We start from the raw sequence: 15,667 nt of genomic DNA on the forward strand, positions 1-15,667 counted from the left end.
ATGAATCTGCATGACCGCACACAAAAGGTACGAGAAAAAGCCCTTCGACTAGGGTTTAACGCCTGTGGTTTCGCTAAAGCCGGGCGACTGGAAACAGAAGAACGTCGTTTAAGAGAGTGGTTAAACCAAGATCGTAATGGCAAAATGGGCTGGATGGAAAACCATTTTGATAAACGAGTAGACCCGACTAAGCTTGTGCCAGGTGCTAAATCGGTAGTATCAGTAATAGCCAGCTATTTCCATCCCCGCCACCGTAAGCAAATGGCTAAAGATAGTAGCCCTCAAATAGCTAAATATGCTCAAGGACGAGACTATCACAAAGTATTTAAGCAGAAGCTCAAAACACTTTATGCCGAAACAGAAGAACTGTTGGGGGGATTAGAAGGTCGCGTATTTGTTGATTCTGCTCCTGTACTCGATAAAGCGTGGGCGGTGCGTTCCGGTTTGGGTTGGATGGGTAAAAATTCAAACATCCTGAACAAAAACATGGGGTCATTCTTTTTTATTGGCGAAATGATCATCGATGCAGAGTTCCAGTATGATGCGCCTATCACCGACCACTGTGGCAGTTGCACGCAATGTATAGACTCATGCCCAACCAATGCTATATATGAGCCTTACCGCGTAGATGCTACAAAATGTATATCCTATTTAACCATTGAGCTCAAAGAAGAAATTCCAGAAGAGCAACGCGATGACGTGGGTGATTGGATGTTCGGATGCGATATTTGTCAGGATGTATGTCCTTGGAATAGAAATGCTGTATACAGCAAAATCGAAGATTTAGCACCACGCGAAATATTACTGGACCATGATATCAATTTTTGGGAAGAGCTTGATATTAAACAGTATGACGCACTGTTTGAAGGAACTCCCATTCGTAGGGCTAAATTCGAAAAATATAAAGACAATATTGCTGCTGTGGCCAGTAATTTAAGACACGAGAATGCTTAATTCATCCGAAGTTGACGAATTGTGAATACTAGAAACGCCCTTTCTTGTCTTTAAGCTCTTTGTACAATAATTCTCGTGCTCTAAATATATGGGCTTTCACCGTTCCCAATGGTGAATCCAATATATCGGCAATCTCTTTGTAACTTTTCTCCTCCATATGGCGCAGCTCAATAACCTTCCGATATTTTTCGGGTAGCTCTTTTATCGCATTTTGAACAATTTTTTTGCGCTGCTTTTTTATAATATCACGATCGGTACTTGCCGATTCATCCGGTAGCTGCATCTCCATCTCCCCGTCTTTTGTCTTTACAGGATCATCAATAGAGAGTGTTTTTAGCTTTTTCTTACGCAGATAATCAATGGTGTGATTGGTAGCAATACGATACAACCACGTTGAAAAAGCATAATTAGTATTGTAGGTATTCAAATTATCAAAAGCTTTTACAAAAGCTTCCTGAACCAAATCTTCAACCTGCTCTCGGTCTTTTACCATCTTTAAAATATGGAAAAACAATGCGCGCTGGTATTTATCTACCAACTTGGTATAAGCCTCCTCTTCGCCCCCAATAGCTTGTTTTACAAGTTTATCATCTTCGAGACTACTTTCAGAGGCATTCTCACGAGGAGATTCATACCCTTCTTCACTTGCTGTCTGATTTTCTGACATTACCAATTAAAAAATTGAACTAAACAGGTGTTAATTTTAGTGTCTTAACATACTGAATCGAAAACATTTTTCCCATCTGCTTTTAGAAAAAACATAAAAACATTTATTTTTTTGAGCTTTTTGTATATAATGAAACGCATTATAAGAGTGACGCAAATTAAATTGTAAGGTTTACGTTTTCAAGAGGTCTTACATATCAAATAACAACTTCATCAGTTTGAAGTTAATCACTAACCAAAAACAATAAAGCTTACTGACAATGAAAAAACTACTAACATTAGGATGCTTAATTCTAGGGGTACTATTCTTTTCAAATACCAACACTTATGCTCAAGACTTTAAAGCAGGCGGAGGATTAGCTTATGGTACGGAGATCGAATCTATAGGTATACAAGCTGGCGCTGTAGTTGGTTTCAACGAAAGCTTTAGAGGAGCCGCAGATTTTGTCTATTTCTTCGGCAAAGAAGAAAATGGAGTTGATACTTCTTGGTGGGAACTAAATGCCAATGTACACTATGTTTTCTTATCTGAAGCAACCACTACGGTATATGCCTTAGGAGGTCTTAACTATGCTACTGTTGAAGCTACAGTAAGCAGTGGTGGTTTTACGGCCTCAGCAAGCAATTCAGAGGTTGGGCTTAACCTCGGTGGCGGTGCTGAATTCGGCCTTGGTTTTGCTGATCTCTACACCGAATTAAAATATGTTCTTGGAGATGCTGACCAGTTAGGTATTTCTGCTGGCCTTCGATTCGGTTTATAAGATCTATTTGAATTATATTTTCCGGGCGTCCTATTCAGGACGCCCTTTTTTATTTTCCATAGATTTTAGAATTGCCCCATGCCGAATACCCCCAGTCGAAACCAATAACCTATCAAAGTTATATAATTCCATCGTTTGCTCTAAAATAAGCAATCCGGCTAAAAAAATATCTGCCCTTCCCTTCATCACTTCTGGATATTCATCAATTAACTCAGAGCTATTCTGCTGTTGAATATACGCAATCCATTTTCGGAGAGTAGCGACCTCCAATTGATATTCATTCAATGCTTCAGCATTATAAGATCTGAGACCTAATTCCATATAAACCAAAGAAGTAACGGTACCTGCTACCCCCACTAATTTCGTACCTTCTGCAAAAGAAAACGGCCTGTTGATCAAAACATTTTTGATTTCTGTGCGACAATCTTCAATCTGGTTGCGATTAGGAGGATTTGCGAAAAGATAGCGTTCGGTGAATCGCACACATCCCATATTAAATGAATGGCGATCAGTTAGTCCTTCAGCAGGAGAGCCGACAGCTATTTCTGTGCTCCCTCCGCCGATATCAATAACGGCAATCGGTTTCTCAACAGTAAGTACGCTTTGCGAACCCCAAAAAGTAAACTGTGCTTCTTCATAGCCATTTAACACTGATACTTCAAAGCCAGCTTCCTGTTTAACTTGTTTTATAAACTCATTCCGGTTATTGGCATCTCTCACTGCACTTGTTGCTGTAACCTTAATAGTTTTTACCGAAGGATAATTCTCCTTGAGAACTTTTCGGAAGTATATTAATGCGTCTATTACTCTTCTTATTGCTTTTTCACTTAGATTCCTCTCTTTATCAACTCCTTCTCCCAAGCGAGGTACACGCTGTTGCTCATTTACTACTTTTAGCTCACCATCAGATACTTTGGCCACAAGTAACAGTACCGTATTTGTACCTATATCAATAGATGCTCTCATCAATTGATTTTTTTTGCCTGAATTGCGATCCACTCATTCTCCTGATAGACCTCAACTATCTCAAAACGATCTTTAAGTTCTTCTTTCATCTGGGGTAAATCAGTTTCCAAGAGCCCGGATAACAGTAACTGCCCCTCTTTCTTCAATGCTACTACTAAATCTTCTAACAAAGTAAGTATTACATTTTTTTCAATATTCACCAAGACCAAATCTACTCGGGTACCCTCAGTAATTACCTCAGTTGAACCCTGTTTTACCGTAATACTATCATTGATTCCATTGAGTAATATATTTTCATGAGTATTAGTAATACTCCATTCATTAATATCAAAAGCGAGTACTTCTTTCGCTCCTAACTTAATTGCAGCTATGGATAATATACCTGTACCAGTTCCAGCATCGATCACTGTGTCATCTCCATCTAAGAGGTCGGGCAATGCTTTTAACATCAATCGAGTAGTCTCATGATAGCCGGTCCCAAAGGACATTTTAGGATCGATCTCCAATAATATTTTGTCATCCGGCACAGTAGCTTGTGACCAGGTAGGTTTTACAAAAAAACTTCCTATCTCTTGGGCTTTTACAGTCTGTTCCCACTGTTCATTCCAATTCTGATCAGCAACTATTTCCTCTGTTTCTATATACCCGTTTCCCGGATATGCTCCTAACAGCTGGTCAACTCTTTCTCTATCATTAATTCCAAAATTCTTTTTTGCAATATAGGCGATAATAGAACTCTCACGTTGTTCAAAGCCGTCAAAATCCATATCAAAAAGCTCAGCAATCAAACTTTCTTGGTACTTATCAGCAATCTTGATAACCAGTTTAATATATTTCATAAATGAAATTTAGAGGATCTTTTTCCCCATTTACTCTTGAGGAGATCTTGCAATCCGATTATATATTAATTCAGATAATACACGACCTACCCCATCCAGGGTGTTATGACTAATCACACCCATATCGTCATCATGGGTATGCCAATAAGGAGCAAATTCTGCACCCTTATCTGTAACGCGATGTCGAATAATATCAATAGTAGGTAATTGAAGTTCCCTATTAACTATAACATGATCATCGGAAATAGCATTGCCTTTTTTATCCAAAAACAGATTGCCCCAACCTTTTTCATCAGCAATTGACCATAATTCATTAACCAGCGCCGGTGCAAAACGCATGGAGTACTGTTCTTTAGGAAAAGTTGCTCCATCCCCTCCTACCATATCTAATAAGATTCCAAAACGGGGAGAATATCCTTTTACCGGCGGATTTTGTGCCCAATATCTTGACCCGAGGAAATAATTATCTAAATCACCCTCTTTGCCATAATCCTCACCATCAAAAAGGACGATATCGACGCCAATAGGTGGAGGGTGCTGCTGAAACAAGCGAGCCAGCTCTAAGAGAATACCAACCCCACTGCCGCCGTCATCAGCTCCCAAAATGGGTTTTTGCTTGTTTATATCGGCTTTATCAGCACGGGGACGTGTGTCCCAATGTGCACATAACATTATTCGATCTGAGCTTTGTGTGTTAAACGCAGCAATAATATTGGTGAGCTCTAAGATTTCTCCGTTATATCCTTCTGCAGTAAAATCTTGAGGATATACAGCTCGCTCGGAAGCATATTCCCTTAATTTATCTAATAGGTAGTTTCGACCTTTGAGGTGCCCCTTTGATCCAGGATTACGCGGACCAAATGCAACCTGCTTTTCAATGAAATGATAAGCACTATCGGCATTGAAATCAGGTACAAACTGGCCTTGCTCCTGAAACGACAATCTCTGATTAGATGATTCTTCTTCTCCACATCCAACAAGCAAGAAGGCGGCAAAACAAAAAAAAGTAAAAACAATGCTTTTATTCATTGCGGGCAACCATCGATGACGAGGATTGCGATACCGGTAATACGATAGAATCCATAATATTCACGTGAGGCGGTCGATTAGCCATAAATAGAATAATCTCGGCAATATCTTCTCCTGTTAAAGGATCCAAATTGTTATAAACTTCATCAGCTCGTTCATCATCCCCATGGAAACGAACGTTACTAAATTCTGTTTCCACTAGTCCCGGAGAGACCATACTTACCCGTACATTGGTGCCATGTAAGTCTTTTTTTGTAGCTTCAGTAAAAGCCTTAACTGCATGCTTACTGGCACAGTAGACCGACCCGCCCGGATAGCTTTCATGCCCTGCAATAGACCCTACGTTAATAATATGCCCGGTATTTCGTTCTTTCATCGAGGGACTTATAAGGCGAGTCATATTCAAAACTCCCTTGATATTAGTATCTATCATCTCATCCCAGTCTTCAAATGGGGCATCATAGACCGCATCTTTTCCTCGCGCTAAACCTGCGTTATTGATAAGTATATCCACAGATGGCTCGAGTTCTGATATAAAATCGGAACAAACTTGTCGATCACGAACATCAAAACAGGCAATTTCTACTGCAACAGCATGTTGTTCTTTCAGCTGCTTTTGAAGTTGCTCAAGCCTTTTTTTGCGACGCCCATTAATAATAAGATTACAACTTGCGTTAGCAAATATTTTGGCCGTCGCCTTACCGATACCAGAAGTAGCACCGGTAACAAAAACCCATTTCTCTTCCAATCGATTAGTCATTATTGAAATATTAAATTAATCCAGTTGCTCAATAAGTCGACCCGCATTAAACAGCTTTCCCTCTTCAAAGGTATCTGCCATAAACTGTAGGCCGTATGGCAATCCATTAGAGTGAGTGCCTGCAGGTACACTCAACCCACAAATTCCAGCAAGGTTGGCAGATGTAGTATAAATATCATTGAGATACATTTGCACTGGATTATCTTCATTAGTCCCAAGATCAAAGGCCGTGGTTGGTGCCGTTGGTGATATGATGACATCAACATCTTCAAAAGCTTTGGTAAAATCCTCTTTAATTAAACGGCGAACTTTTTGGGCTTTGGCATAGTAAGCATCATAATAACCGGCACTCAACACATAAGTACCCAGCATTATGCGGCGTTTTACTTCGGGACCAAACCCTTCGGTTCTACTCTTTTTATAAAGTCGAACTAAAGCTGAGTCCATATCATCAAGCTTGGCACTTAGCTCAACCTTTTTTTCGCCCTCAACCTGTTTTATCTGGTCAGTAATTGCTTCACGTTCTAACTTGAGATCTTCTTCTACATCTTTGATATCAGCACGATGACCGTAACGAATGCCATCATATCGAGCAAGATTACTGGACGCTTCGGCTGTTGCCAAAATATAGTAGGTAGCAATACTATACTTCATGTGTGGCAGGTGGATGGGGACCAATTCTGCTCCATTCTGTTCAAGTTCATCCAATTTTAACTGTATCCCCTCTTTAATCTCTTCGTCAAGACCTTCCCCAAAATACTCTTCTGGAACACCGATACGAATATTCGCATCCGGCTCTTCAGCAAACTGTCGATAATTAGGTACAGTTCGACTTGAAGAAGTGTTGTCATTCGGATCTGGTCCTGCTATCGTTTCCAGCAGTATAGCAGCATCTTTTACCGAATGTGTAAGTGGGCCAATACAATCGAAGGATGAAGCAAAAGCAATTAACCCGTGACGAGAAACACGCCCATATGTAGGTTTTAGTCCTACTACCCCACAATATGAAGCAGGCTGTCTAATAGATCCGCCTGTATCGGAGCCGAGAGAAGCAGTACAAAAATCTGCCGCCACTGCAGCAGCACTACCCCCCGACGATCCACCGGCTACCTTATCAGTATCAAGCGGGTTATGGGTTGGCCCGTAAATAGTATTCTCAGTTGATGATCCCATGGCAAATTCATCCATGTTCAAGCGCCCCAATAAAATGGCATCCTCATTTCGTAAACGTTCTATCACCGTGGCATCGTAAACGCTCTCAAAGTCTGAAAGAATATTTGATGCACAGGTAGCTTGTTTATCACGCTCACAAATCAGGTCTTTGACTCCAACAACCATCCCGGCCAACTTACCGGCCGTTCCGTTATCGATACGTTCCTGAATATCTTGCGCTCTACTAAGCGCACTTTCTTTATCAATGCTTACTACTGCATTGACTTCATCATTGCGCTGCTCAATATTTGTGATATAATGCTGTACAATTTCCGGGAGTGTTAGATCACCAGAGAAAAGTGATTCTTGAACCTGGCTAAAATCTGAAAAACTCAACAATAAGTATGGGTTTTAATTAATCTTCTTTGTTCTTAACTTCTTCCTCGTTCTTGTCACTAGAACTTAAGCCTTCCTTTTCACCTTCTTTGATCTCTTTTTTGATCTCATCTGAGGCTTTTTGGAATTCATTGATTCCCTGACCGATTCCTCGAGCAAGTTCGGGTATCCGCTTTGCTCCAAAAAACAATAAAACAACCAGCAGGATTATTAAAACCTCCATACCACCAAATCCACCTAACATAAAATATTCCTTCTAACTTTGAGTTTAAGATTAATGAGACCTTAAGATATGAATAATTTTCTAAACCTTTGAGCATTAGAAAGAAAAAAATAATTGCTTTTTCCTAAAAAAATGACTTGAATTTAATGTATGAAACCTTTTATTAAGGTTCTCAGTTTTATAGTTGAACCCAAAACAAAATTAAGAAGTTTTATTTATGATCTGGACTGTTGAATTAGCAGCCGTATTAGATGACGCACCATTTCCCGCAACCCGTGATGAACTTATTGAATGGGCTGAGCGCAATGGTAGTCCTCAGCAGGTGCTCGATAATTTACACGAACTAGAAGAAATTGAACAAGGAGAAGATGTCGTATATGAAAGTATAGAAGATATTTGGCCCGATTATATTGGTAAGGAGGATTTTTTCCATAATGAAGATGATGAAGGATTTAATTATGATGATGTTTAATTCGTAGTACAATAACATTACCTTCAAGCGGTTGTATGGGCTAATCCTACAACCGCTTTTTTTTGGAAAATCTTAATGACTCTCTTTGCCCTTTGAATCGAGACATCATCCTTTTCGTTTTATCGTTATGTGTGCTCGGAATTATTTCCACCAGCACTCCTACTATTGCTTTATCTCAAAACAACATAACCAGCAGTGATACTACTGATAATGTAGTACGCATCATTCGTTTTGTGGGTAACGATAATGTTAAAGATAATACCCTTGAAACTCTTATACGTACTCAAACCAATCGCGAATTTCTCGGTATTCCCCGATTTACCCCCTGGTATTTTATTTGGCAACTCACCGACAAGTTTGGAGAAAAACCTGCGTATTTAAACCGTGCAACTGTAGCCAACGATATAGAAAGAATTAAACAGTATTATAAAACTATTGGTTATCTAGAAGCAACGGTTGATACAAACATTGTAGAATTCAAGAAAAACCGTGTTGAGGTCTCTTTTCTTATTGATGAAAGTAAGGCCTTTAATATACAGACATTGGCCTACTCAGGTATCCCCAGCTTTGAGGATTCTACACTTGTACCCAACTTTCTTGCCCGTAGCCCACTTACGAAGAGCAGTATCAACGATTCTACCTTTACTGTATATAAACGATATTCTGAAAATGAGTTAACAAGCGAACGTAATCGACTTATCACATTTTTGAAAAACAATGGTTATGCTTCTGTTCAAAAAGACTCTGTCAGAGTATTGATGCGACATGATTCAACCAATCGCCACCAGCTTGATGCTTTGTTCAAAATCAATTCTGGAAAGAAGTATACCTTTGGAGATTTGCATATTTCCTTAACCGGACCTGAGGGAGATACCACCAATTACCAACAACAAGATACGCTGCAAGGCAAACCTCACACAACAGGAAAAGCCAAAATAATTCTACAAAAAAAGAAATCAGCTCAAACAAAATATAGTCTGCTAACAAATCAGATTCTCTTCAAGCCTGGTGAAACCTTTAATAACGAACTTTATATTCGATCCATTAATGAATTTCAAAACCTAGGCATGTTAACCTTTAGGCAATTTGGGCTTAGTGAAGATGGAGGGCTGCCGGACTACTCAAAGGACCAGATACCTGCTATGTTTTCCCTTCAGACCATCCCTAAACATTCCATTAACCTAAACCTCTTTGGGATGAAGCGATATGGTTTTGGTTCGGGAGCGGGAGTAACATATACTAATAATAATCTCTTCGGAAAGGCAGAAAATCTTCAAATAAGTTTAAATGGAAGCTTTGAATATGTCACATCCGAAACTGTGCGAGATATTGCCAACTCAAATTCTGGTTCTTACGACGGTCGGTTTTTCCAAAGTTTCGAATCACAAATAAACTACACCCTTCCTCGTCTTATTTTCCCGTTTAGCAACCTCAACGATAATGTATTCTTTTCTAACGGAAGAACAAGATATGGCCTCTCATTTAGTCGCTCTAATCAGTTGCTTTTTGATATCAATTCAGATATCCGTTTTAACTTACGCTACGAAGTAAAGCACAATGAACGCTTTTCCAGTTTCCTTGATTTCATAGAGTTAGACTTATTGGATACCGATCCCTCTCCACAATTTCGGGAAGCCTTGCGTAATGATTTTGGAGAAGATTCTTTTGAATACCAGCGCATACTGGAAGATTTTCGACCGCAGGTATCATCTATACTTCGTTACACCTTTCGGAGTAAACGCACTGATCTTATCAAACGTGATTATGGCTATTTTAGCGAATATTCTATTGCAGTCGGGGGTAATATCCCCTATTTGGCTGATCGTTTTATTGTAACGCCCAATACACTTGAAGGCCATTTACCACCTATAATAACGGGTAGCCAAAATAATCTTGCCTATAGTCGTTTTGTAAAAGGAACAGCTGATTACCGAAAATATATCCCTATTTCCAATAATGCTGTTTTTGGTTATCGGGGTTTCTTGGGACTCGCATTCCCCTATGGTAAAAGCACCTCTATCCCACTAAACCAACGCTTTTATGCCGGAGGAAACAATGATATTCGCGGATGGGATATTTACAGTTTGGGTCCCGGTGCAATTCCACTTGATGATGTTACTATCAACGGTGGGGGAATTAAGCTATTGGCACAAACCGAAGTTCGGCAACGTTTTATTCGCAACTTTTTATCTGCAGATTGGATTGCTGCATGGTTCACTGATGCTGGTAATACTTGGTATGGTCCACGCACAGAATTCCCTTCTGACGGAATGAATCAACAAACTACTGCCAGCCAGAGAGAACGACTACTCAAACTAGGTAAGTTTAAATTTGACCAATTCTATAAACAAATTGCTGTCAGTTCTGGATTAGGCTTACGATTCGACTGGGAATATGTAGTCGCTCGGTTCGATTTTGCCTTTCGGATTCATGACTTGCAAAAAGGTTGGTTTGAAGATAAAAAGTTATACTTTAGTTTTGGTATCGGTCATTCATTCTAAATTCTTTTTTTAAGTTGATTTAGTACTTCACAGCATTGAGATTGTCGGTATAACTCTTTCATTAAATCATAGTTAAATGTTCGGATCTAAAAAGTTTGGGAAAGTCAAAAATAAGGGAGACATCATTTTCAACTCCCGTTTTCTCAAAAACCTGACTACCCTGGAACGATCAGAGTTTCTACAATACTGCCATCGTCGTAAATACAAAGAGAATGAGCATATTTATTACCAGGGAGATCCCGGTACTGGTATGTATTTTATCGAAGAAGGTAAAGTAGAGCTTATAGTAGAACCAGAACCTGGCGCAGAGGATGAAGCCCAAAGCTGTACTATTGAATCACCTGAAAGCTTTGGTGCACTGTCAATTGGTTATGAACTGAGGCGCATTAGTAGTGCAAAGTGCCTAACCGACTGTGTTTTGATGGGATTTTTTAAACCGGATTTTGAGACCTTGAAAAAACGTCATCCCAGTATTGCTGTAAAATTTATGGAAACATTAGCTATGATCTCTATGAAACAGCTTGAAATTGTAACGAAAGAACTAAAAAAAGTGAGTTCTGCCGAACACGCCTTTTCTCTGCAGTTTAAAACATATTTAAACAAAGAAAACGAAAATACTCTTTAGCATTACTCGAATGGCATTAAAAAAAGGAAATGATATTAAACTCAAAATCGATGATGCAGCATATAAAGGCAAGGGCATTGGTAAAATTGATGGATTAGCTGTTTTCGTTCCCAATACCGCACCCGGCGACCGTATCAAGGCACGGGTCATGAAAAAGAAAAAGAATTATGCCGAAGCAAAACTGCTAGAGGTTCTTGAAGAAGGCCCTTATCGTATCGATCCCAAATGCCAACACGCTAAAAATTGCGGAGGATGTAGCTGGCAGCATGTTTCTTACAAGCATCAAAAAGAGTTTAAGCAAGATCAGGTGCGTGATCACATACATCGCATCGGGGGTCTGACTGACCTCGAAGTGAGTCCCATTATCAGTTGCGATAACCCTTTTTACTATCGCAATAAAATGGAGTACTCCATTGGGCACAAACGGTGGCTAAGTCAAGAAGAAGTGAATCGTGATGAATATGTAGATGACCGTTGTTTCGCGGTAGGGTTACACGCACCGGGTCGTTTCGATAAGATCTTAAACATCAGAGAATGCCACCTCCAAGATCCCATTTCGTATAAAATAATGGATTTCTTTCGGCAGTGGTGTATAAAAAATGATATTGCGCCCTTTAACCGAATTGAGAATAAGGGTTTTATGCGCAATTTAATCATCAGAAAGGCTTTTTACACCGATGATTTGATGGTTAATGTTGTAACCTATCAGGACGATCAGGGATTAATCGAGGCACTTGCTAAAGCCCTACGTGAAGAATTTCCTGAAATTACAACTATCATCAATAATGTAAACGATACCAAGTCCCCTACTTCCGAAGGCCGATACGAAAAAGTTATTTACGGACCAGGATATATTACGGATAAGATTGGTGACTATCACTTCAATATTGATGCTAATGCCTTCTTCCAAACCAATACCCCACAAGCCGAACAGCTGTATGAGGTTGTTAAACAGTTTGCTGACATAGAAGCTGATAATATTATCTATGATCTCTACTGTGGAGTTGGAACTTTGACAATATACCTAAGTGACAAAGCACAAAAAGTAGTGGGAATTGAACTGGAGGAAGTAGCAATTAAAAATGCCCGGAGAAATGCGGAAGTGAATAATATTGCAAATGTCTCATTTATTAAGGGCGACATGAAAGATGTATTCACCGAGGCGGTTACCAATAAATTTGGCGCACCTGACTGTTTAATTACCGATCCCCCACGTGCCGGCATGCACCCTGATGTAGTCGATCGTCTTAAAGAGCTAAAAGTACCTAGAATAGTATATGTAAGCTGTAATAGTTCGACTATGGCACGTGATCTCCAAAAACTTAACGAAGTTTATGAGATACAGGAAGTTCAACCGGTAGATATGTTTCCACAGACCTATCACATAGAAACAGTGGCTAAACTGGCCCTTAGAAAATAATTCGGTACAAGGATAACTACTTGGGCCATTTATTAAAAGGGACTTCTACAAATATCTGTACCTTGCTTTCGGTTATACGCACACCCTATGTTTGTCCTTTTAACGAAAGCATAACTCCCTATGAGGTGTTTTTACCAGGCAGTTTTTGGAAGTCCTTTAAAACTAATCTGCTGGAATTAGCTTTAGGAATACAGGCTGAGAAACCTTTATCTCTGTCTCTGTAGACTCTAAAAGTCCATTTTCCCTATCTCGTTTAAAAACCACGATATTATCAGTTTTACGATTTGCCACAAGCAAGAAATTTCCTGTAGGATCAATCGTAAAGTTCCGGGGATGTATCCCTCTTGTTGATTGCCTTCCCACTTTGGTAAGCGTTCCCTCTTGCTGATCAATGCTATAAATAACAATATCATTTAGATTCTCACGATTCGACGCATACAGAAATCGACCATCAGGAGAAATATGTATATCAGCAGCAGTTTTAGGTCCCTTATACCCCTCTGGGAGAGTACTGGTAGTCTGTATAGGACGAAGAGAATCCCCTTGATAGCTAAAAGCTGAGACCGTTCCATTAAGCTCATTTATCAAATACGAAAAACTATTTTTAGGATGGTTCGTAATATGACGAGGACCAGCACCGGCAGCTGCAGCAGAGCTGAAAGCAGGTTTAGAATCCAAACTAACTGTTTTACGATCGAATGCATAGCCATACACCTTATCGGTTCCCAAATCAGTCACTAACAAATGATTTCCATCAGCAGAAAGTATAGTACAGTGTACATGTGGGCTATTTTGCCGATTTTTATTAATACTGTTTCCCCGATGTTGGATCGTCATCGTGGCCTCTGCCAATGTACCATTATCGCGTATGGGATAGAGTGAAACATTGCCACCAACATAATTACCCACAAATACAGCCTTCCCTTTATTATCAGTACTGATATAACATGGAGCACCGCCCATACTGGACTGTTTGTTCAGAAACATGAGCTCTTGCTTTTCTTTATCAAATGAAAATGCACTAACGGTTGAATTAGCCGAATCAGCAGCTTCATTGACGGCATATAGGTTGGAATGATCCTCGGATAATGTTAGATAGGATGGGTTATCAACACCCTTGGTCACTCCTATGGAATCGATAGTCCCTGTATTCGTATCAAAAGTATACAGGTAGATACCTTCACTGGCTTCACTGGTATAAGTTCCTACAAAAAGAAAGTAATCGGAGGAGGTATCTGTTGTATTACAAGCCCATCCGCTGAAAATAACAAATATTGCCAGCATCAAAATTCTAAAATGGTTCATAAGTACTACTCTCAAATGTTAGTATTTAGCAGGTACCCCATCTTTTGGTATCGACTGCTTGATAAATGTTCTAATATCGTCATTAGCAGATTCAAGATCCTCTTTACGTAAATACATCATATGCCCGCTTCGATAGCCTTTAAACTGGATACGGTCTTGCAGCTTCCCACTACGATCCATATTCCATATCGTATATTTAGCATCAAAATACGGAGTTCCGCCATCGTAATATCCCGACTGCACCATTACATTCAGAAAAGGATTTTCATTCATTGCCGACTGCAGGTTTTGGCCGGTTCTATTATTTTCGCGATCCCACGGATGCACGGGACCGAATAGCCAGTATTGAAGATCTGTTTCATATCCTAAATCGTTGCGTAGATAGTGGTTAATAGCAGGAGTAAATGCATGGTTCCAAGAGCTTAGCGCGGGATCATACGTATAGCGCTCTCCCCCACTCTGGGGATCCTGCCCCCTATACCTGGAATCCAAGCGACCTATAGTTAATTCTTTTTCATCGCGTAACAACTCTTTCCAAAAAAATGACGTTGATATACTCAGGTTACGATCAAGTATTGCGCCTTTAGAAATACCGGAATAATAAGCCACTTTCTCAGCCACTTTTTGCTTCTGCGAATCCTCAAGTGCTCCTCCTTTTGATAAAGCAGGGATATATTTATCAATTGTATAGGCTTCTACTTCGGGTAATATGTCAGCAAGGTCTTGCTGTTGCAGTGCGTTTGGCAAGGCCTCATGGTACCAGGCTGCAGCTGTAAAGTATGGTAACGTAAGGGCATCCCCTACCGGACCGTCCCGATCGATACCAAGTCCTGTTGGTGAAACTAGTATAATCCCATTCAGGAACATCCACTGAGAATTCTGCAGTTCTTTTGCAAGCCCGGAAACTCGAGTTGTACCATAGCTTTCACCTATCAAAAATTTAGGTGACCTCCACCGTTGATTACGCGAGACGAAAGTATCGATCCAATCAGCCAAATAATCGATATCAGCATTGACACCAAAGAACTTTTCCTTTTTAACCTCCTTATCAACAATTCTGGAGAAACCGGTATTAACAGGATTTACATATAAAATATCTGCTATATCCAAAATTGAATGGGGGTTGCTTTCGACCCCATAGGGTTGGACCGGGAATCCCTCATCACTAATTTTAACTTTCTTGGGGCCGGTGTAACCGATATGCATCCAAACGGAAGCCGATCCGGGTCCGCCATTAAATGATATTACCAGTGGACGTCGTTCCGTATCATCAACATTAGTACGTTTATAATAAGTATAAAAAAGAGAGGCTATAGGTTTTCCATCTTCATCCCATACCGGCTGATGGCCAACTGTAGCAGAATAAGAAACCTCCTCTCCGTTAATCCGTTGTTCATGATCAGTAGTAACCGCTGTATCAATATTCACTTCAACATTCTGAGCAAATAACGGTGATGAACTTAGCAGTAACAACATCCCAAAAACCATAGGATAGAACGAGCGATTGTCTTCCATTTTAGCATCCATAACCCAACTTATTTATTAATAAAAAAAGTAATAACCTTAAATAACAGATCATTAAAATAGTTGCCATAAAC

At 39.8% G+C, this 15,667-nt stretch carries 15 protein-coding genes; 6 read left to right on the forward strand and 9 right to left on the reverse strand.

The genetic code is table 11. The features are described from left to right. A complete protein-coding gene (queG, locus tag FCN14_RS03655) occupies window positions 1-954 on the forward strand; it encodes a tRNA epoxyqueuosine(34) reductase QueG (protein ID WP_138429728.1) in 954 nt (317 codons plus the stop codon). A 28-nt stretch (window positions 955-982) separates the two neighbouring features. Here queG and FCN14_RS03660 read toward each other — a convergent pair whose 3' ends face one another. Beyond that, the gene (locus FCN14_RS03660) at window positions 983-1,621 is read right to left on the reverse strand and encodes an RNA polymerase sigma factor (protein ID WP_138429729.1); all 639 of its coding nucleotides are present in this window, start codon (window positions 1,619-1,621) and stop codon (window positions 983-985) included. Window positions 1,622-1,880: 259 nt separating this feature from the next. Between FCN14_RS03660 and FCN14_RS03665 the strand changes: the two genes are divergently transcribed. Then, window positions 1,881-2,381: an outer membrane protein gene (locus FCN14_RS03665; RefSeq protein ID WP_138429730.1), complete on the forward strand. Its 501-nt coding sequence runs from the start codon at window positions 1,881-1,883 to the stop codon at window positions 2,379-2,381. A 30-nt stretch (window positions 2,382-2,411) separates the two neighbouring features. Here the strand turns inward: FCN14_RS03665 and FCN14_RS03670 are convergent, their stop codons facing one another. The 6 genes from FCN14_RS03670 to tatA are packed head-to-tail and all read right to left on the reverse strand — an operon-like array spanning window position 2,412 to window position 7,767. After that, window positions 2,412-3,347: a Ppx/GppA phosphatase family protein gene (locus FCN14_RS03670; protein ID WP_138429731.1), complete on the reverse strand. Its 936-nt coding sequence runs from the start codon at window positions 3,345-3,347 to the stop codon at window positions 2,412-2,414. Beyond that, the gene (gene prmA / locus FCN14_RS03675) at window positions 3,347-4,186 is read right to left on the reverse strand and encodes a 50S ribosomal protein L11 methyltransferase (RefSeq protein ID WP_138429732.1); all 840 of its coding nucleotides are present in this window, start codon (window positions 4,184-4,186) and stop codon (window positions 3,347-3,349) included. Before prmA ends, FCN14_RS03670 begins: the two co-directional genes overlap by 1 nt. Before the next feature lie 30 nt (window positions 4,187-4,216). Next, complete coding sequence (locus FCN14_RS03680) at window positions 4,217-5,215, reverse strand: M28 family peptidase (RefSeq protein ID WP_138429733.1); 999 nt, start codon at window positions 5,213-5,215, stop codon at window positions 4,217-4,219. Continuing rightward, entirely contained in the window at window positions 5,208-5,975 is a 768-nt protein-coding gene (locus FCN14_RS03685) for an SDR family NAD(P)-dependent oxidoreductase (RefSeq protein ID WP_138429734.1), read from the reverse strand. Before FCN14_RS03685 ends, FCN14_RS03680 begins: the two co-directional genes overlap by 8 nt. Before the next feature lie 15 nt (window positions 5,976-5,990). Beyond that, window positions 5,991-7,523: an amidase family protein gene (locus FCN14_RS03690; protein WP_138429735.1), complete on the reverse strand. Its 1,533-nt coding sequence runs from the start codon at window positions 7,521-7,523 to the stop codon at window positions 5,991-5,993. Window positions 7,524-7,542: 19 nt separating this feature from the next. Further along, a complete protein-coding gene (tatA, locus tag FCN14_RS03695; RefSeq protein WP_138429736.1) occupies window positions 7,543-7,767 on the reverse strand; it encodes a twin-arginine translocase TatA/TatE family subunit in 225 nt (74 codons plus the stop codon). 196 nt (window positions 7,768-7,963) lie between these two features. Here tatA and FCN14_RS03700 point away from each other — a divergent pair, with 196 nt between their 5' ends. The 4 genes from FCN14_RS03700 to rlmD all read left to right on the forward strand — a co-directional run bounded on the left by FCN14_RS03700 (window position 7,964) and on the right by rlmD (window position 12,764). Further along, a complete protein-coding gene (locus tag FCN14_RS03700; RefSeq protein ID WP_138429737.1) occupies window positions 7,964-8,218 on the forward strand; it encodes a DUF2795 domain-containing protein in 255 nt (84 codons plus the stop codon). Window positions 8,219-8,280: 62 nt separating this feature from the next. Beyond that, the gene (locus FCN14_RS03705) at window positions 8,281-10,719 is read left to right on the forward strand and encodes a BamA/TamA family outer membrane protein (RefSeq protein WP_246043092.1); all 2,439 of its coding nucleotides are present in this window, start codon (window positions 8,281-8,283) and stop codon (window positions 10,717-10,719) included. Between the two features lie 76 nt (window positions 10,720-10,795). Then, on the forward strand, window positions 10,796-11,344 hold the full coding sequence (locus tag FCN14_RS03710; protein WP_138429738.1) for a cyclic nucleotide-binding domain-containing protein: 549 nt from the start codon (window positions 10,796-10,798) through the stop codon (window positions 11,342-11,344). Between the two features lie 10 nt (window positions 11,345-11,354). Next, window positions 11,355-12,764 carry a 23S rRNA (uracil(1939)-C(5))-methyltransferase RlmD gene (gene rlmD / locus FCN14_RS03715; protein WP_138429739.1) on the forward strand — a complete coding sequence of 470 codons (1,410 nt, stop codon included), beginning with the start codon at window positions 11,355-11,357 and terminating at the stop codon, window positions 12,762-12,764. A gap of 162 nt (window positions 12,765-12,926) precedes the next feature. Here the strand turns inward: rlmD and FCN14_RS03720 are convergent, their stop codons facing one another. Together FCN14_RS03720 and FCN14_RS03725 are read right to left on the reverse strand one after the other, a co-directional pair. Continuing rightward, complete coding sequence (locus FCN14_RS03720; RefSeq protein WP_212747559.1) at window positions 12,927-14,069, reverse strand: lactonase family protein; 1,143 nt, start codon at window positions 14,067-14,069, stop codon at window positions 12,927-12,929. Between the two features lie 18 nt (window positions 14,070-14,087). Then, the gene (locus FCN14_RS03725; RefSeq protein WP_138430702.1) at window positions 14,088-15,584 is read right to left on the reverse strand and encodes a S10 family peptidase; all 1,497 of its coding nucleotides are present in this window, start codon (window positions 15,582-15,584) and stop codon (window positions 14,088-14,090) included. Window positions 15,585-15,667 lie beyond the last annotated feature (83 nt).

Source organism: Fodinibius saliphilus (genome assembly GCF_005869845.1).
Lineage (GTDB): Bacteria > Bacteroidota > Rhodothermia > Balneolales > Balneolaceae > Fodinibius > Fodinibius saliphilus.